Raw genomic sequence first — 19087 nt, 5'->3', positions numbered from 1 at the left:
GTTTATTGTGATAACAGCGTTTTAATTTTTTGTTTTAATACCTCATCGTTAATCCCTGTTAGTAACGGCGCTCCATTTAGTGCAGGTATGCCATAGTCGGTATCCGTTTTCATTGCGGTGATGATCAGATCAACACCATGACAATTTAATGGAATTTCATTTAGGCAGCACTGCGAGGTAGAAACAAAAATTCCTTCATCTGTTAAGTAGTTTTGTAGTTTTTGAGCAATAATTGTGGATGTCGACATACCGGTTCCACAAGCAACGAGGATTTTTTTCATTTTGATATAACCTCTTGATAAGTTTCTGAGTCAGACTCAATCGGGAACTGGTTAGCGGGGAGTGTTGCTAACGCAGTCAGTAAGCGGATGCAGTCACTGAGATCACGTAGGCTGGCAACTTCAGCCGGTGAATGTGTATAACGACAAGGGATAGATAAGCTGGCACAAGGAATGCCATCTTGTTCAACTTGGATATAGCCTGTTTCGGTAATGACGCCTGGTGCGACTTCTCTTTGCACAGGAATATGATTTTTTGCTGCTGTTTTTTCTAACATGTTAATTAAGCGGACGGGGGTGACTAGCCCTGCAAGCGTGCCTCTGCCATGGTAGTTTAGGCAGGTGATCCCAACGCCTGCGTTGATCACTAAATCTGAATAATCTTTTAAGTCAGGTGTATCACAAGATGGTGTTATATCGATCCCGATGGCAAGATCGGGCTTAACACGGCGTAATACAGGCAGTATCCCTCGAATATTAAATTCTTCTTGGACCGAGGCGACAATAAATAAAGCGATATCGAGTTTTTTATCTTTGACGGCATCGGCCAAACCTAATAAAGCCGTACAGCCAAGTCGGTCATCGAGGGCTTTACTGCAAACCATATCATTACCGAGTTCTTGTGGTGGATTATATAGCGTGATTGGTGTGCCAACTTTAATACCCATTTTTTCCGCGTCAGCTTTGTCTTTTGCGCCAATATCAATCCAGAGTTGATCAACAGAAGGGGACTGTGTGCGTTCATCGCCTTTTGCAAAATGGTAAGATTTAATGCCAATGCATCCGGGGACTGAGCCGTGCTCACCAGCAAGTCGTACTACTGAACCTGACATTGTTACTTGTGCAGGCCCGCCAACACGCTCGAAACGAATAAAACCTGACGCTTCTATTTTTCGAACCATGAAACCCACTTCGTCCATATGAGCAAATACCATTAAACGCAACGCATCAGGTTCATCGCTACCATAACGAGCAACAACATTGCCTAATCTGTCTTGCCAGACTTCTTTTGCTGTGTGTTTAAAGTGTTTTTGCATAATATTTGCGATAGGTAACTCATGACCTGAAATAGCGTCTAAAGTTAATAAAGAGAAAAGAGTGTCTCGAACAGAAAATATCATCAGGATGCTCTCCTTTTGATGAAAACAACATAAAGGTGAGCGATTTATAAGCTAAAAAAGAGGGGTTAATTGTGATTTTACTCACATCGCGTGAGGTTTATTAACACTGCGTAATAATAATGTGACGAAAGCATAACAAATTCGCTCAGCATAATTGTTTTATTTGTGATTAGTCATCATGATCTTAGGCTAAGTGCCTTTAATCACATTATTGCGTAGCTAAACTCATTGACTTAAGTGCTGTATTAATTGGCTCACAGCAGGCTGGGTGAGTGATTGAATGGCATAGCAAACTCCAGTTCGTCTAGATAATGTGTGTCCTGGGAGTGAGCGAGTGATAATTTGTGGATGCTCGCTGGCAAGAGATTCAGGCACGATAGCGACGCCTAATCCTTGTGTGACGAGGCAAAGAGCGAGAGAAAATGTGCCAGCATTTGCCGCAGGAGAATTGGCTGTAGCACCATAAATGGGTAGCAGACGTTGATGAGATGAAAGTTTAGGGCACATGATCCAACACAAGCCGTGTAAATCGGAAAGGGTGAGAGTGGCTTTTTCTGCAAGCGGATGATGACTGGGCATGGCGAGAATAAACGGCTCAGTATTTAGGGGCAAAAATAATTCATCTTCACAGCGAAGCTCTTCACAGCCAAATCGAATATCGCCTTCACAGCCAGACTCAAGGTTAACTAATAGATTGAATTCAGGATCATGAATATGGTGTAGAAAATCGGTTATCTGGCTATTTGCAATATCATTTTCGATACCGATTTCCAATGGTTGTCGGTTTCTTTCACGCTTAAAACTTTGCGTTAATGCTTCCATCTCAGCCACCATTCTACGTGCGTGGGGATAGAGTATCCGGGCATCTTCAGTGACTTCGACACCGCGAGGTTGCCGTATAAATAGCGGGGTTCCAAGGCTGTCTTCTAGCATTTTGATGGTTGTTGATAATGCAGGCTGCGTGAGGAAAAGCCGTTTGGCTGCGGCAGTAATGTTTCTTTCTTCAAAAACAGCAATAAAAGCATGAAGTTGACGATTATCCATAGATTTTTTTTATGCCTGTGAGAGAAATAAACCATTTTAATGCAGTGTCGGGATGAAATATAGTCCATCCATCGATTTTGATATCAATTTTAATTATGTGGAGAGCAAAATGCCAAATTCAAATAAACCGCTAGTTGTTATCACGGGGGCGAGTTCAGGTATCGGTCTCGCAACAGCCAAACTTCTTTCAAGTGAAGGCTATTCATTATTATTGTTAGCGCGTCGCACTGAACCTATGATTGCGTTAAATTTACCAAATACACTGTGTAAATCGGTCGATGTGACTGATCGTACTGCTTTTATTTCGGCGGTTAAAGAAGCGGAAGAGCGTTTTGGCCCCGTTGATGCATTAATTAATAATGCGGGTGTTATGCTGTTGGGCAATATTGAAACCCAAAGTCCAGAAGAATGGGACCAAATGTTGAATGTGAATATCAAAGGTGTTTTAAATGGTGTTCATGCGGTGACTGAGGGCATGATCTCGCGTAAGCAGGGTACTATTATTAATATTAGTTCTGTGGCGGGTCGTAAGACATTCCCGAACCATGTGGTGTATGTCGGCACCAAATTTGCGGTGCATGGTATTTCTGAGAATTTACGTGAAGAGCTGTCGCCACATGGTGTTCGTGTTATCACTATTGCACCAGGCGCCGTGGAAACGGAATTGTTGAGTCATACAACGGATGAAAATATAAAAACAGGATATCAAGCGTGGAAACAGGATATGGGCGGTACTGTACTTTCGGCTGAAGATATTGCTAATACTATTCGTTTTGCTTATTTGCAACCACAGAATGTTTGTATTCGTGAAATCGTATTGGCGGCAACAAGGCAGCAGGCTTAACGATTTATTTTTAGATTAAAAACAAGGAAGGCTGCGATCGCCTCCCTTGTTTGTATTTCTTTAATTAAGGTACGGGAACCGCTTCGCCTTTAAAATTATCTAAAATATACTTTTTGGTTTCTGCTGTTTTTAATGCAGCCATTAATTTAGCAATACGAGGATCATCTTTATTGTCTTCACGAACCACCACAACGTTAGCAAATTTGCTGTTTGCTGCTGGCTCGGTGTAAATAACATCTTTGCTTAGATCAAGACCTGCATTGAGAGCAAAGTGTCCATCAATAGAGGCAACGTCAGCTTCGCCATTTTTATAAATTTGAGGCATCAATGGGGCATCGTAGGTAAATAAGAACTGCAAATTACGCGGGTTTTCGACAATATCGTCAATAGTCGCATCATCAGGATCTATACCACTACGAATTTTTATTAAACCTTCATCTTGATACAGCTTTAATATATGGCCATGTTGAGCAATATTATTACTGCTCATGACTTTTGCACCCTTCGGTAAATCTTGTAGGCTTTTATATTTTTGTGAGAAAAAACGATAGGGATGCATATGTACTGCGCCCGCAGAAACTAATTTCCAGTCTGGATGGTCTGCCAAAGTTTTATTTAAATAAGGAACATGTTGAAAAAAATTAGCATCTAATTCTTTTTCAGCTAAGGCTTGGTTTGGAATGATGTAATCATTAAAAACACGCACGTCTAATATTATTCCCTCTTTTTCTAATTGAGGTTTAATGAATTCTAATATTTCTGCATGAGGCGTTGAAGATGCGCCAATAATAAGTTTATTACTTTTTTCTTTTTGATCGGGCTGGCATGCTGTTAGCGCTAAACTGATAAAAAGCAGTGCCCCTAGGCGCTTAAATATCGCTAAATTTTTCATTTTATTATTTCCTATATTGCCATTTTATTCGAATTAAAAATTAATTATTGATTTTACTTACCACTTAACCTGATTAACGTTTATCAATGCACCGGACTAAGGTGTCTCCTATCACTTGAATACAAAGGACAATAGCTAGGATAACTAAAGTTGCCGCCCAAACCACATCCATATGACTACGCTGAAAGCCTTCTAAATAAGCTAAGTTGCCTAAACCACCTGCACCTATTGCCCCTGCAATCGCAGTCCCCCCGACTAATGAAATTAAGGTTACAGTTAAGCCGGATATTAATGCGGGTGATGATTCAGGTATCAGGACATTAAAGATTAAAGTGTGTAGTTTTGAGCCCATCGATTGGCTGGCTTCTATCACGCCTTTATCAACTTCTCGTAATGCGATTTCAACTAACCTGGCATAGAATGCGCTTGCTGAGATCACCAATGCGGGTAAAGCAGCATTGACACCGAGAATGGTGCCAATTAACCACTTAGTAAATGGAAATAATAAAATAATTAAAATAATAAAGGGAACGGCCCGAAAGATATTTACCACAAATGATAAAATGCGATAAACGGGAATATTTTCTTTTTCACCGTCTTTGGCTGTTAAAAATAGAAAAATACCAATAAGAATACCCAAAATACATGATAGCGCTCCTGACATTATGGTCATATATAATGTATTGACTGTTTCTACGCCAAGTACATTGATTTTTAAATTAGGTAAATAGGTGCTAATCCAATGCTGTATTTCGTCCATTTTAAATTACCTCAACCACTACATTTTTTTCATCTTGAAGATACTTAACGGCATCAAATAATATTTCTGTATCCAGTTTGAATTGTAAGTATAAAAATCCACTGCCTTTGTTAAAGACACCTTTAATTAATTTAATAGGTTCATTAAATTTTGAAATTAAGTCATAAAGCAAATAATCACTGTTTTTATCGTCATCTAATACGATTCTGATAATAGCGCCTTGCTTTAAATTAATTTGCAAATCATCCTGAGTATCTGTCGCTATTTCACTTTGTGAAAGAAATTGGCGTGTAATCGTATGTTGTGGATTATGAAATACAGAAGTGACTAATCCTTCCTCCACAATTTTGCCTTTATCTATTACGGCAACTTTATTGCAAATGCTTCGAACGACTTGCATTTCATGTGTAATCAGAACAATCGTTATATTGAGTTCACGATTAATACGTGCCAATAACGCAAGAATGTTTTGTGTTGTTTTTGGATCTAATGCGGATGTTGCTTCATCGCACAGTAATACACTTGGATTATTTGCCAATGCTCTCGCAATACCGACGCGTTGTTTTTGGCCGCCGCTGAGTCTGGATGGATATTCATCGGCTTTTTCCGTTAAACCCACTAAGTCCATCAACTCTTCGACCCGTGCTTTGCGTTTCTTTTTATTGAACCCTGAAATTTGTAATGGGAATTCAATATTTTCTCTGACGGTTCGTGACCATAATAAATTAAAGTGCTGAAATATCATGCCAATAGAGTGACGAATTTTTAGAATCGATGTTTCATCGCTGAGTGTAATATTATGCTGACCAACAATAATTTCACCATCAGTTGTTTCTTCTAAGCGATTTAATAAGCGTATTAGGCTACTTTTTCCTGCGCCGCTATAGCCAATAATGCCAAAAATATCACCTGCTGCAATATTGAGATTAATATTATCAACAGCAATAGTTTGCTTTTTGCTCTGGCTATATATTTTGCTGACATTTTTTAGTGTTATCACAATCTTCTTATACCTTTGATGAACTAGAAACATCATTAAAACAAAATGGATGTTTAGACGTCTATACTTCCAAATTAATATGAAATGTGAGGAATGTCAAATAAATGATTTAAATGAGTTAGAACAAAAAAATCTAACATTATTCGTAGGGAATAATCTCAGTAAATGCGAGAGGTGAGTTTTATTTTCATTTTATTATCAGTGAATTAGACATTCATTCAATGTGGCAAAGCTGAGGGGGGAATTTATATGGCGTCATCGACTCACTCGCGAGTCAACTTACACTAGCCTGTCATCTTTCAATCATAAAACTGTCATCAAGTTGACGTATTTCTTTCGTAGCATCGTCTATAACGATTAAATCCCAAAGAGGATACAATTTATTATGCGATCTACTCTCTTTTCATCGAATGAGAGTCGTGATGTTTTGCCTAATGCAACGTTAACGGGCAATACCTCTATGATTTCAATTCAAAATCTATCTCAAGCTTTCGCCAATCAATATGTGCTCAAAGGTATCGATTTAACGGTGACTAAAGGTACCGTTTTAGCGTTATTGGGACCATCGGGTTGCGGTAAAAGTACATTACTCAAATTGCTGGCGGGTTTATTACAACCGACTGATGGTGCAATTTATTTCGCAGATAGGCTTGTCGCCAATGCTCACCATCTGACGCCCCCTGAACAACGTAATCTGGGTATGGTATTCCAAGATTATGCACTGTGGCCTCATATGACCGTTTTCCAAAATGTTGCCTTTCCTTTGCGGATGCGAGGTGTTGCGCGTCATGCGGTACAGGAACGTGTAGATGTCGCGTTAGAGCGGGTAGGGTTAATTGATTTTGCAAAACGAAAACCCGCAGATCTGTCTGGTGGTCAGCAACAACGGGTTGCTTTAGCCCGTGCCATTATTGCAGAGCCTGAAATTTTGTTGTTTGACGAACCGCTTTCCAATCTCGATATCGCATTACGCCAATCACTGTGTGAAGAAATGGCTCAGCTATTGAGAACATTAGAAATTACCGCGATTTATGTCACCCATGATCCAAAAGAAGCAACCACACTGGCTCACCAAATTGCGCATATGCAAAATGGAACAATTGAAAGCCTGACAACATTATGAAAAGAGGTTCTGTGATGCAAAAGTTAACTCAAAAAAACGTATTTTCAATATTCAAAAATAGTTCGTTGGCTGGTTTTTCACTAAAAGGTGTAGCGATGAGTATTGGGCTTTCCTGTGCGATGTTTTCGGTATCTTCTCAAGCAATTACAGTTTATACCGCAGGTCCTGGGGCGATGGCGAAACAACTTGCCGCAGGTTTCGAAAAACAAACAGGTACCAAAGTCGATATTTTTCAAGCTACTACCGGTAAGGTGATGGCACGTTTAGAAGCGGAACAAGCTAATCCACGGGCTGATGTGCTGATTTCAGCCTCTTGGGATACTGCTGTCGATCTACAACAAAAAGGCTGGTTACTGCCTTATGAAAGTGCTAATGCAGCTCAGGTGCCTGAGCGTTTTAAAACGCCCTATTATGTCGCGCAAGGTATCTCAGCATTAGGTATTGTGTGGAATAGCAAAAGTGGCACACCAAAGCCGACTGATTGGAGCGACCTTGCCCAGCCAGCGTTTAAAGATAAAGTGACGATGCCCGATCCTGCGCTTTCCGGTGCCTCACTGGATTTAGTCTTAGGGCTACAAAATGCCAAACAAGATGCCGCATGGGCACTTTTTTCTGAATTAAAAGCCAATGGCATGGTGATTTCTGGACCGAATGCCCAAGCATTGACACCCGTACTACAAGGCGCAAAAGCGGCCGTATTCGGTGCGGTGGATTATGTGGCTTATGGCAGTATTGCTAACGGCGAGTCTATCGAAGTGATTTTTCCAACTAGTGGAACGGCGATTGCCCCGCGTCCAATGATGATTTTAAAAAGCAGTAAGCAACCGGATGACGCCAAAGCCTTTATTGATTACGTATTATCACCAGAAGGGCAAACTATTGTTGCGAATGCATGGTTAATGCCAGCGAGAACCGATATAGCAGGTAAACGACCTGATTTTTCAGCGCTGACATTATTACCGGAACCTACTGCAAATAGCGCTGAACGTAGCGATATTTTATCCCGCTTTAGCACACTGTTTCGTTAAGTTTCTTTTTTATTAAGATATGTATTGATGAGAAAAATTCGTTTTTTGCCTTTGGTTGTGGTCACCGCATTAATTATTTTAGTGGTGATCCCGCTGTGCTTTATTGTTCTTCAAGCGTTTTTCCCCCTGTTAAGTCAGGGGGTATTTAGTCGACCGTTTGAACCTATTATTGATTTGTTTAATGAATCGGAACTGCCGTTGTTATTGCAGAACACCTTATTTTTAGGCGTTGGTGTTGCGGTGATTAGTGGGGTTATTGCTATTCCATTAGGGGCATTAAGAGGTTTATTTAATCTTCCATTCGCACGGGGCTGGGATCTATTATTTTTAATTCCATTTTTGATCCCGCCTTATATTGCAGGACTTTCATGGATGCTAACCTTGCAACCGAATGGTTATTCACAACAATTATTTGGTGTCAGCCCCGGGAGTGCCATTTTTTCATTGGGCGGCATGATGTGTATTATGGCGCTAAATTTATTTCCTGTGCTTTATTTTGCGGTATCTCGCAGCATGGCAGCTAATGGTAATCGCCTAGCTGATGTAGCACGTGTACATGGCGCTTCGGCTTGGCAAGCCTTCTTTAAAGTCACAATACCATTATCATTACCATCAATGGCGGCTGGATTATTATTGATTTTCACGTTAGCTATTGAAGAATATGGTATACCTGCGGCAATTGGTTCGCCTAATGGCATACGGGTACTGACGACAGATATCGAACAGCGACTAGCTGATTGGCCTATTGATTTACCGGGCGCAGCTTCTTTGTCACTATTATTGGCAAGCGTGGCCATTTTTGCTTATACGCTACAACGCACATTGGTTTCAGGGCGCAATGTCGCGACAACAACAGGTAAGGCGGCGGTATTGGTGACTCGTTCCCTTGGTGTTTGGCGTTGGCCTGTAATGGGGTTGTTTGCTTTTGTCACTTTTTTTGCAGTGGGAATGCCGTTATTAGCCATGTTTGGTACTGCTTTTTCTTCTACGGTGTCGGGTGGGCTTTCCTTTGATAACTTAACTTGGCGGCATTTTTCGGGACTAATAGATTCTCAAGCGGAAGCGTTAGACGCATTATTTACTAGTATTTCATTGGCAACAGCAACGGCAATCTTAACGGGGTTACTCGGCTTTTTATCTGCATGGTTAGTAGTTTCACAGCGAATACGTGGCGCTGTTATTATTGATGCGCTCTCTTTATTACCTATTGCTATCCCCGGTATTGTTATTGCCGTGGGTTTGATATTGGCATGGAATCAGCCTTTTTGGCCAGTGACGCCTTATCACACATGGGGTATTTTAGTGCTCGCCTATAGTTGTTTATTATTGCCTTATCCTGTTCGTTATTGCAGTGCTGCGTTGACCCAAATTGGCGGTAGTTTAGCTGATGCAGCTAGGGTTCATGGCGCTGGAGCGATAACCACATTACGATTAATTTTATTTCCATTGGTTTTCCCGAGTTTAATTGCAGCGATGATGCTTGTTTTCGCAGTAGCATCCCGTGAATTAGTGTCTTCGTTATTATTAGCGCCTGCTGGAATGCAAACCGTGTCTATTTTTGTTTGGCGACAATTTGAGCAAGGGTCGATCGGCAGTGGAATGGCGATGGCTTGTCTGGCTGTTTTGATAAGTTTGACATTAATGCTATGTGCCCAATGGGTTCAACAGCGATATCATCGAGAATAATTTATTTGTTAAATAAAATAAAAACCCGCAATGAATAGAAGGCGGGTTTTTTGCTATTTATAAACTATCGATTTAATTTATATTGCCATTACGCGTTGGCAAGTTGAGCTTCACTTGGCATTTTTTCTTGGCGATTACGTTCGAGTTCTAATGCCCCGAAGTGAGATAAAATGCAGAAGACAATGCAACAAACAATACCACCTAGTAACAGATAGAAACCTGCATGCCACCCCATACGGTCGACAATAAATCCGAACAAACTTGTTCCGAGTGTTGCTCCGAGGATGTAACTTAAGAAACCACGTAGGCCAACGGCTGAACCGACAGCAAAGCTCGGAACGATCTCCATTGTTTGTACGGATGCTAGGAATTGTGGCACGTATATTAGACAACCGACAACGGCAGCGAAGAAAGTAACCATCGCAAGAGACTGGCTCTGCCAGTAACCAATTAAGCAGAAGAAGATCAATACCATGCACATAATAGCTAATGGCATTCTGCGACCTTTGAACAACTTATCTGTTAACCAACCCGCAAGTAAAGTCGAAGGAATAGCGGCCCATTCGAAGAATAAAAATGCCACACTCATTTGATCTTTAGAGAAGTTCTTTTCGGTTAGCAAATAAATGGGTAACCAGCTAATCACGCCAAAACGAACCATATAGACGAAAACGTCAACGAATGAGATATACCAAGCATTTTTATTTTTTAATACATAAGTACAAAAAATCTGAAATGCGGTCATGTTCTCGGGTGATTGCTCTTGCTGAGCGGTGGTTAACACCACTTTTTCTTCAGGCATCATTTGGTCAAGAGCGGGTAAACCTTCTTGAACAGGGGAGCCTTTACCGAGCACTAAGACAATGATGGCGAATAAAATTGCAATAACAGCAGGAACCATGTAGCTGGCACTTTGCCAATGAGCCGTCCCAAGTACGGCAAAAGCAGCGCCAACGATAGGGGCTACAATACCACCGCCAACATTATGTGAAATATTCCAAAATGCACCGATACGGCCACGTTCTCTGCGTGGGAACCAGTTGGCGATAGTAATAAATGAAGGGCCAACACCCATTCCTTGGAATAAACCATTAAGTACCACAAATCCGGCAAATAACCAGAAAGCGTTACTGAAACCCATACCGAAGTTTACGACGGCACAGAGGATCAAACCGAAGGCCATGAAAGCTTTCGGGCTGGCTTTATCTGCAAGGGTACTCATGATCCCTTTACTGATGCCATATGCAATAAGCATGCAACTGGTTAATAAGCCAATTTGTGTTGTGCTTAAGTCTAAATTTTCTTTTAAGTAAGGAGTCGAAAGTGTGAAGTTATTACGCACAATATAATAGGCTAGGTAGCCGAGAAATACGCTGAGAAGTGCTTGAACGCGGTAACGTTTGTAAGTTGCTGGAACTTGTCCTGCTGGAACTTGTTTTTTTGCCACAGCTGGTTTTAAAAATGACAGCATAGATTCACCTGTGAAATAGATATAAAAATAAAATCGTTGAGTTTTTTGTCGTTTTTTTTCTGACGAGGCCATCATGTTCTGCTTTAAAAAATATCTCAACATCCTGTTTTTGTGTCACTTTTGACTCAATTTTGGAAAGGTAACGGTCAAATTGACTCATAACAATCAAGGCTATAAATGATTTTTTATTTATGACGATTTAATGGTTGCTTTAATGATTGAAGAGTGAGATTAAAGGTTTGGTGATTAGTGGGCTGATTTTGTTTTGTTGAAAGTTTGGCAGACTTTTAGTCGCGCAGCGGAGGTATTTATCACTAATGACCTTAAGTATAAAAATAAATAATCCATTGTTTATGGGCTGGTTATTTAACTTAAATTTGTCTCTATCCTGAAAAGGGTAAGATTTGCCCCAAATAGACTTTTGGACAAAATAAAAAGATTGTCACTTTTTTGATGTGAATCACATCTGTCAGCAGGAGAGAGAAATCGATGATAAAAATAAAGCGGCTCCAGACTGTTATTACGTCCATCATGCTGGTTATTATTGGCGTTAGTTTTAGCCAACTGGGCCATGCAACTATAGCGAAAAATGATGAATTAGTAGTGGCAACGACATTTTCCCCCGAGGCTACAACTTATATTATGAACAGTTGGAAGGTGCAGCCTGAAGCGGTTCCTATTCGTACCATAAATCGTACAAGCGCATCTTTAGAACGTTTATTAGATACCCAAGCACTCGAGAATGTCGATTTAGTTCTCACCTCTTCTCCTATGTTAATGCAGCATTTACAACAGCATGAGCGCTTAGCTGCGTTGCAGGGGATACCTGAATTTTCTCAACGTATTGTGCCCTCATCATTGAAAGAAACCGTCGCGGCAGTCGCTTTTTCTGGTTACGGTATTTTAGTGAATCGAAATTGGATGCGAGAGAACCAGTTACCTATTCCTAAAACGTGGGATGAACTTGCTGATAGTCGCTATCAAGGCATGTTACTGATGAGCAGCCCATCCCGCTCAGATACGTATCATCTTATGATTGAATCGCTGCTACAGCAGCGCGGATGGGATGAAGGTTGGCGAATTTTACTCAGTATTTCAGGTAATTTAGCGACAGTTTCATCACGAAGCTTTGGTGTTGCGGATAAAATTAAAACAGGTCTAGGGGGCGCTGCACCTATTATTGATAATTATGCCAATTTGCTTTTAGGTAATGCTGATTTAGAGTTTCATTATTTGCCAGATTCGGGAACATCACCGACATTTATTGCTATTACGCGTTATAGTTTAAATAAAGAAAAAGCACGGCAATTTATTTCATTTTTACTCAGTGAACAAGGGCAGCGGGTATTAGCGGATACCAACACCGGAAAGTATCCGGTGACTCCGCTTCCCAAAGGGCATCCTCGAGAAGCACAACAGAGCCAGTTATTAAATTCTCCCATACCGCTAGATGAGCATCTCGTCTTGAAGCGTCAGAAATTAATACAACAACTTTTTGATATGGCGATTACTTTTCGTTTAACTGAATCGAAAGATGCATGGCGAGCCGTGTATATGGCAGAGGCTAAATTAAAAAAAACGCTACCGGAAGTGCGCCAATTATTAACCGCTATGCCTGTTAGTGCTCAAGAAAGTATCGATCCTGCATATTACTCACGGTTTGAAGACAGTCGTAAAGCTGAAGAAGAATATATGCGTTGGCAAAGTTTCTTCCAAGAACAGCAGCGTAAAGCGATCGCTTACTTGGAAATGATCAAATGAAACAACGGATTATTAATTACATTGGTTTGTTTAGTATTAGCTCAATTTTGCGAGCCGCATTTGTTGCAGGGACTTTAATGACGCTAATTGTGAGTTGTGTCAGCCTGTATGCATGGAAAGCGCAAAACCAGCAAATTCGTTATGCCCTTGGTGACTATTTTCCGCGTATCCAATCCTCTTTCTTAATTGAAGGACAATTAAATACCTTAGTCGATGAATTAAACGAGTTTTTAAAAGCACCTAATACGGCGACTCGGCTGCAATTACGCAACCAGATAACCACTCATTTAACGCAAGTTACTGCGATTAATCAAAATCTAACTGGGCGCGATCATCAACAAATTGCGGATATTGTTTCGCAAAGCCAAGATTTATTGCATCGGTTAGATAAGGCCTTGTATACATTATTTCTAGCTAATGAGCAGGTGAATACCCTTTCATCGCGAATTAACTGGTTGCATGATGATTTTAATACGGAATTAAGTTCGCTATCCCAAGATATTAGTCTTCAGCAGGGCTCTTTACTGGATAAAATTGAGCAAGAACCAAATCAAACGGTCGCCCTACAGGGTAGGTTGCGTAATGTTCAAGGGGAGTTACAGCTGATTTATATGTTGTCGAGATTGGAGGAACAAATTAGTAGCGTACTTTCAGGACGTTTGAAAAATTTACAAAATGGATCAGAACTGGCTGATATGGATGAAAATGAGAGCTATGTTCGCTATTTACGCTACTTACAGGCTAATTTCGACGCAAATGAAGCAGTGTTTGATCTTTACCCAAGTGCAGTTACGTTACGCCAAACGATTGATGAGCTGTTAGATATTGGTTTATCTGATAGTAAAATGCTAAGTGTGCTGCAAAATTATCAACAAGCGAAAACCAAGCTTGCTGCGATGACGACTGAAAAAGAGCGAATTTTAGCTCGATTCCGTTCACAACTGGAATTGCAATTAGGAAATAGCCATTCACAGCTACAAACGCTAAATCATCATTTAACGGATATTATGTCGCTGAGTGGTACCATTATTATTATTACCGCCGTTCTTGCCTTACTTTTAGCGGTGCTATTTAATTACTTTTTTATTCAATCTCGGTTAGTAAAACGTTTTAATACTTTAAATCAAGCAGTTGCAAAAATTAGTTTTGGTGATTTGACGACGCCAATTCCGGTGGGTGGGCGAGACGAATTGGGTCGTATCGCGATGTTGTTACAACGGACAATTGAGCAAATTAATCAGCAAAAAAATCAGCTTGAACAAGAGATTAAAGACCGTAAAGCGATTGAAGAAAATTTAAGAACGACACAAAATGAGTTAATTCAAACCGCTAAATTAGCGGTAGTGGGTCAGACAATGACAACACTTGCTCATGAAATAAACCAACCACTGAATGCACTGTCAATGCACCTCTATATGGCTAAAAAAGCGTTGATATCTGAAGAAATTGACATAGCACAACAGGCATTGAATAAATCTGAAAAACTGGTGACTCGTATGGATGGGATCATTCGTGCACTACGCCAATTTGCGCGCAAACGTGATAGCGATGAACAGCTTCAACCTATTTGCTTAAATCAAAGTATTCAAAGTGCTTGGGATGTTTTGTTATTACAACACAAAACGCGTGACGTTAGCTTATTGTACCCTGATGCTCTGCCGCGGGTATTTGGTGATGAAATCGGAATTCAACAAGTCCTCGTGAATTTATTAGCGAATGCCTTAGATGCCAGTCCAACCAAAGCGGTGATTTCCGTCGATTACACTGAAACAGATGACGAGCTCACGTTATATATTGTTGATAATGGAAGTGGTTGGCCATTAGCGCTTGCGGATTCTTTAATGAAGCCATTTACTACAAGTAAAGAAATCGGGCTTGGTGTTGGTTTATCGATTAGTCATTCGATTATGCAGCAGTTAGGGGGGCAGTTGCGTATAGCATCGACGCTCACTCAAAACGGATGTGCAATTTTAAGCTTTAAGAAGGTCAGTAAACATGCTTGATGACAATTACGATATATTGTTAATTGATGACGATAAAGATGTACTTGAAGCTTACTGCTTATTATTAGCGCAAGCAGGGTATCGGGTTTTCAGTTGTGATAATCCATTGATTGCTAAAGAATTAGTTCATCGTGATTGGTGTGGTATTGTCTTAAGCGATGTGTGTATGCCCGACTGTTCGGGTATTGATTTGATGGCATTATTTCTTGAAAAAGATAAATATTTACCCGTTGTGCTGATTACTGGGCATGGTGATGTCCCGATGGCTGTTGAGGCCGTTAAATTGGGCGCATGGGATTTCTTACAAAAGCCAATTAATCCTGAGTATCTTCTATTGCAAGTTGAAAAAGCCTTAACCGCGCGTAAGCAACGTGTGAAGCAACGGCATTGGGGGAAAAAGCAGCTTACGTTGAATTTTGTCGGGCAAAGTGAATGGACGCAACAAGTGAGCCTGCAATTACAGAGTCTTGCTGAAACGCATGCTGCGGTATTTTTTCAAGGTGAGTTTGGCAGTGGGAGAACGTATTTATCCCGTTATTTGCATCAAATTAGTAATAATAAGCAGTCACCATTAGTGATAAAAACATTAATCAATGAGCAAGATGTTCCTCTTGATACATGGTTGAGTGAAGTCGCTGATGGTACATTAGTGCTTAAAAATATTGAGTTTATGCCATTAAGCCAGCAACGATATTTAGTACAGCATATTCAGCAGGAACATCGTTCATTTCGTTTAGTGGGTATTTCAGAAACCCCTCTGATTATGTTGACTAAACAGCAAAAATTGGTCGCAGAGCTTTATTATCTATTTTCAATGACCCAAGTTGTTTGTTTACCGCTATCACAACGCAAAGCCGATATTTCCCCTCTTTTTCATTATTATCTGGAGTTAGCCTGTACGCGCTTAAATCATTCTTTTTCAATATTGGATGAGTCTTTTATTAAAAAACTAACGCGCCGTCATTGGCCAGGAAATGTAGGGGAGTTGGCGAATGCTGCGGAACTTTATGCAGTCGGGATCATGCCGATGGGAGAAACTGCAAATCCGTTATTAGCTTCTGTTGTACCGACAGCATTGGATCAGCAGATTGAAAATTATGAGCGGCAAATTATTACGGAAGCGTTGAATATTCATCAAGGACGTATTAATGATGTATCAGAGTATTTGCAAATGCCGCGTAAGAAACTGTATTTACGCATGAAAAAGTACGGTTTAGATAAACATCATTATCGAATAATATAGTTTGAATATAGCTGATAGGCTGAGGCTAAACCCCAGCCTATACAAGATATTTTATTGAAATAATCAATTAAACAATATCACTAGCATCATGACGTTCTCTAATATACTCAGAGTTATTCACTTTACGACCCCGTTGTACCGCAGGACGAGCATAAACTTCATCAGCCCAGCGAATAACATTTTTGTATTCATGGACAGATAAAAATTCAGCAGCATTATATAGCCAACCTTTTACTAATGCCCCGTACCATGGCCAAATTGCAATATCGGCAATAGTATAATTTTCACCTGCGATATATTTGTGTGTGGCTAAACGGCGATCTAGGACATCTAGCTGGCGCTTGGCTTCCATGGCAAAGCGGTTGATGGGATATTCGTATTTTTCTGGGGCATAAGCATAAAAATGACCAAAACCGCCGCCAACAAATGGGGCTGAACCCATTTGCCAAAATAGCCATGATAATGTTTCGGCTCGCTCTGGTTGTGCGGTGGGTAAAAGAACCGAAAATTTCTCAGCTAAGTAGGTGAGGATCGCGCCAGATTCAAATATGCTGATGGGTTTCGTTCCACTTCTATCCACGAGCGCAGGTATTTTTGAATTAGGATTAATATCGACAAATCCAGAACCAAACTGGTCTCCTTCACCAATATTAATTAGCCATGCATCGTACTCTGCTTCTTTAATACCAAGGGCTAGCAGCTCTTCAAGCATGATAGTGACTTTTTGCCCGTTCGGTGTGCCGAGAGAATAAAGTTGGAGTGGATGCTTACCAATGGGTAACGCTTTTTCATGGGTAGCGCCAGAAATTGGGCGGTTAATATTGGCAAATTTACCACCACTGCTTTGATCCCACTTCCACACTTTGGGTGGAACATATGTTGAGTCTGCCATGAGGATTCCCTTAAATTTGCAAATGTGAGATGAAACGCCTTATTCGGTAAATAATACCGCTCTTGGTACTTTAGCAAGAGGAGATAAATTAGCCACTGATTTTCATTCCCCTTATATTTAAGTGATGGGTTGTTAATGCGCACAAGTACTATAGTGCAGAACAAAGTCAAATGTGGCTATTAGGGAGTAACTAAAGGTAAATAATTTAGGTCATGATGAATATAAATAAAAAAAAGCGTTTTTATCGAGGAAATTTTAACAATAGAGTTGTGCATATAGCTAATTCAAATAAACAAACAATGTGAATGATTTGTGAACGTTGGCACTTATTTCATCGACTTCATTTTATACATTGAAAGCATATGAGTGGTATCAGCAGTGTTGGAGAGTGCCTGTGCTACAGCCAAATTCAAATATTTATCAAAGCTTATTAAATAGAGCAAAATTGCAGCCAGATGCGATTGCGATTGTTTTTGAAGATCAAAGTTGGCGTTATGACCAATTATTGAAAAAAGTAAATCAAACAATGCGCTGGTTGAGCTCAACATTGCGATTACAAAAGGGAGACCGCATCGTATTGGGTTGGGGGAATACCATTGAATTTTGTCAGTTGTTTTATGCTGCGGTTGGGCTCGGTATTCAAGTGATTCCACTCAGTACTAAAATGAAAGAGTTTGAAGGGAAAGGTCATTTATCTTGCATAAATGCTGATGCAATTTTTTGGGATGACAGCTGCCAGCCTTGGTTATCTCAGTTTAATACTCGGGGAATAAGTCTTTCTCAATGGCAATCATTAATATTGTCGGATGAAATTGAATTTACGAATCATGTTAATGAAGATGACCCAGCAGTTATTATTTTTACCTCGGGCACAACAGGTACACCGAAAGGTGCAGTGATAACGCATAAAAATATACTTTCAGCGATATATGCTTATCAAGAAACATTAAAATTATCTGCAATAGACAAAACGATACTTTCAGTTCCTATTTATCATATAACGGGGTTATCAGCCATATTAGCACTTTTTATTCATATAGGTGGAACGGTTTATTTACATCGAAAATTTAATGCTAAAGATATTATTTCTACTATTGCAAAAGAAAAAATTACTTTTTTACATGGTTCACCAACCGTATTTATATTGTTAATTAAAAAAATAAAAGAAAATAAAAGTATTAATTTAGAACGATTTCATTCTTTACGTATGATTGCTTGTGGTGCTGGACATTTAAATGAAGGTACAATAAAAGAGCTTTCATATATATTTTCAGAAACATCAATTCATTCTATTTATGGATTAACTGAAACATCATCACCTGCGACAGTATATTTAGATGATATCCGTTCAGGAAATAAAAAAGCCAGTTCAGGTTTACCAGTACCGGGACTAAAAATAGCTATCCGTAATGATATCGGTGAAGATAAACCGGCAAATAGCACTGGCAATATCTGGGTTAAAGGGGATGTTGTTATTAACCGATATTGGCCTGATAGCCCCGCCAATGAAACTGCATTTAAAGCGGGTTGGTTTTTTACGGGTGATATTGGTTATGTGGATGATGATGGTTATCTTTATATACAAGACCGTATTAAAGATATGATTAACCGTGGTGGTGAGAAAATATATTCAATAGAAATTGAAGACTTAATTTCAAATTATCCCGGTGTTAATGAAGTTGCCGTTATTCCAATAGAAAGTGCAATTTATGGTGAAGAGCCGATTGCGTTTATTATTCCGGAAAGTCAGTTTTGTTTAACAAGCAAAGAAATTATTGAATGGCTAAAAGATAGAGTGCCAACCTATAAAGTACCGGTCAGAATTATGTTTACTCGAGACTTTCCTCGAACATGGAATGGTAAAATAAGTAAAAAAGATTTGAAAAAAAGATATTACGATTTAAATAACTAATATTACACTTTAAATAACTAATGTTAACT

Annotated in this window: 16 protein-coding genes; 8 read left to right on the top strand and 8 right to left on the bottom strand. The window is 39.8% G+C overall.

Annotation, left to right across the window (positions count from 1 at the left end; all coding sequences use genetic code 11):
* Positions 1-2: 2 nt before the first annotated feature.
* From sgcB to DD649_RS04465, 3 genes are all read right to left on the bottom strand, one after another.
* Complete coding sequence (sgcB, locus tag DD649_RS04475; protein ID WP_336429268.1) at positions 3-281, bottom strand: PTS sugar transporter subunit IIB SgcB; 279 nt, start codon at positions 279-281, stop codon at positions 3-5.
* Positions 278-1399 carry a M42 family metallopeptidase gene (locus DD649_RS04470; protein ID WP_336429266.1) on the bottom strand — a complete coding sequence of 374 codons (1122 nt, stop codon included), beginning with the start codon at positions 1397-1399 and terminating at the stop codon, positions 278-280. Before DD649_RS04470 ends, sgcB begins: the two co-directional genes overlap by 4 nt.
* Before the next feature lie 225 nt (positions 1400-1624).
* Positions 1625-2443 carry a LysR family transcriptional regulator gene (locus DD649_RS04465; protein WP_336429264.1) on the bottom strand — a complete coding sequence of 273 codons (819 nt, stop codon included), beginning with the start codon at positions 2441-2443 and terminating at the stop codon, positions 1625-1627.
* Between the two features lie 109 nt (positions 2444-2552).
* Here DD649_RS04465 and DD649_RS04460 point away from each other — a divergent pair, with 109 nt between their 5' ends.
* The gene (locus tag DD649_RS04460; RefSeq protein WP_294104040.1) at positions 2553-3287 is read left to right on the top strand and encodes an SDR family oxidoreductase; all 735 of its coding nucleotides are present in this window, start codon (positions 2553-2555) and stop codon (positions 3285-3287) included.
* 64 nt (positions 3288-3351) lie between these two features.
* On the opposite strand, the gene DD649_RS04455 is transcribed toward DD649_RS04460, so the two are convergent.
* The 3 genes from DD649_RS04455 to DD649_RS04445 all read right to left on the bottom strand — a co-directional run bounded on the left by DD649_RS04455 (position 3352) and on the right by DD649_RS04445 (position 5939).
* Positions 3352-4179, bottom strand: a complete 828-nt coding sequence (locus DD649_RS04455; RefSeq protein ID WP_294104038.1) for a MetQ/NlpA family ABC transporter substrate-binding protein — start codon at positions 4177-4179, stop codon at positions 3352-3354.
* Between the two features lie 73 nt (positions 4180-4252).
* Positions 4253-4939, bottom strand: a complete 687-nt coding sequence (locus DD649_RS04450) for a methionine ABC transporter permease (RefSeq protein ID WP_294104037.1) — start codon at positions 4937-4939, stop codon at positions 4253-4255.
* 1 nt (position 4940) lies between these two features.
* A complete protein-coding gene (locus DD649_RS04445) occupies positions 4941-5939 on the bottom strand; it encodes an ATP-binding cassette domain-containing protein (RefSeq protein ID WP_294104034.1) in 999 nt (332 codons plus the stop codon).
* Positions 5940-6324: 385 nt separating this feature from the next.
* On the opposite strand from DD649_RS04445, the gene DD649_RS04440 reads away from it, so the two are divergent.
* The 3 genes from DD649_RS04440 (at position 6325) to DD649_RS04430 (ending at position 9776) form a co-directional block, all read left to right on the top strand.
* The gene (locus DD649_RS04440) at positions 6325-7062 is read left to right on the top strand and encodes an ABC transporter ATP-binding protein (RefSeq protein ID WP_336429259.1); all 738 of its coding nucleotides are present in this window, start codon (positions 6325-6327) and stop codon (positions 7060-7062) included.
* Between the two features lie 95 nt (positions 7063-7157).
* Positions 7158-8090 carry an ABC transporter substrate-binding protein gene (locus DD649_RS04435; RefSeq protein WP_294104425.1) on the top strand — a complete coding sequence of 311 codons (933 nt, stop codon included), beginning with the start codon at positions 7158-7160 and terminating at the stop codon, positions 8088-8090.
* 27 nt (positions 8091-8117) lie between these two features.
* The gene (locus tag DD649_RS04430; protein WP_294104029.1) at positions 8118-9776 is read left to right on the top strand and encodes an iron ABC transporter permease; all 1659 of its coding nucleotides are present in this window, start codon (positions 8118-8120) and stop codon (positions 9774-9776) included.
* A gap of 88 nt (positions 9777-9864) precedes the next feature.
* On the opposite strand, the gene DD649_RS04425 is transcribed toward DD649_RS04430, so the two are convergent.
* A complete protein-coding gene (locus DD649_RS04425) occupies positions 9865-11247 on the bottom strand; it encodes an MFS transporter (RefSeq protein ID WP_294104027.1) in 1383 nt (460 codons plus the stop codon).
* Between the two features lie 531 nt (positions 11248-11778).
* On the opposite strand from DD649_RS04425, the gene DD649_RS04420 reads away from it, so the two are divergent.
* From DD649_RS04420 to DD649_RS04410, 3 genes are read left to right on the top strand one after another with little or no spacing between them, the layout of a single operon-like run.
* Positions 11779-13008, top strand: coding sequence for an ABC transporter substrate-binding protein (locus DD649_RS04420; protein WP_336429430.1), 1230 nt, complete (start codon positions 11779-11781; stop codon positions 13006-13008).
* Entirely contained in the window at positions 13005-15011 is a 2007-nt protein-coding gene (locus DD649_RS04415; protein ID WP_336429255.1) for an ATP-binding protein, read from the top strand. The genes DD649_RS04420 and DD649_RS04415 overlap by 4 nt, the downstream gene beginning before the upstream one ends.
* Positions 15004-16254 carry a sigma-54 dependent transcriptional regulator gene (locus DD649_RS04410; protein ID WP_294104024.1) on the top strand — a complete coding sequence of 417 codons (1251 nt, stop codon included), beginning with the start codon at positions 15004-15006 and terminating at the stop codon, positions 16252-16254. Before DD649_RS04415 ends, DD649_RS04410 begins: the two co-directional genes overlap by 8 nt.
* A gap of 67 nt (positions 16255-16321) precedes the next feature.
* Here DD649_RS04410 and yghU read toward each other — a convergent pair whose 3' ends face one another.
* A complete protein-coding gene (yghU, locus tag DD649_RS04405; RefSeq protein ID WP_294104022.1) occupies positions 16322-17146 on the bottom strand; it encodes a glutathione-dependent disulfide-bond oxidoreductase in 825 nt (274 codons plus the stop codon).
* A 394-nt stretch (positions 17147-17540) separates the two neighbouring features.
* Between yghU and DD649_RS04400 the strand changes: the two genes are divergently transcribed.
* Positions 17541-19058, top strand: a complete 1518-nt coding sequence (locus DD649_RS04400; RefSeq protein ID WP_294104021.1) for a class I adenylate-forming enzyme family protein — start codon at positions 17541-17543, stop codon at positions 19056-19058.
* Positions 19059-19087: the final 29 nt, after the last annotated feature.

Source organism: Providencia sp. (genome assembly GCF_003533305.1).
Classification (GTDB): domain Bacteria; phylum Pseudomonadota; class Gammaproteobacteria; order Enterobacterales; family Enterobacteriaceae; genus Providencia.
Note: the sequence above shows the minus strand (reverse complement) of the source record. Positions and strands in the feature narration are given on the sequence as shown.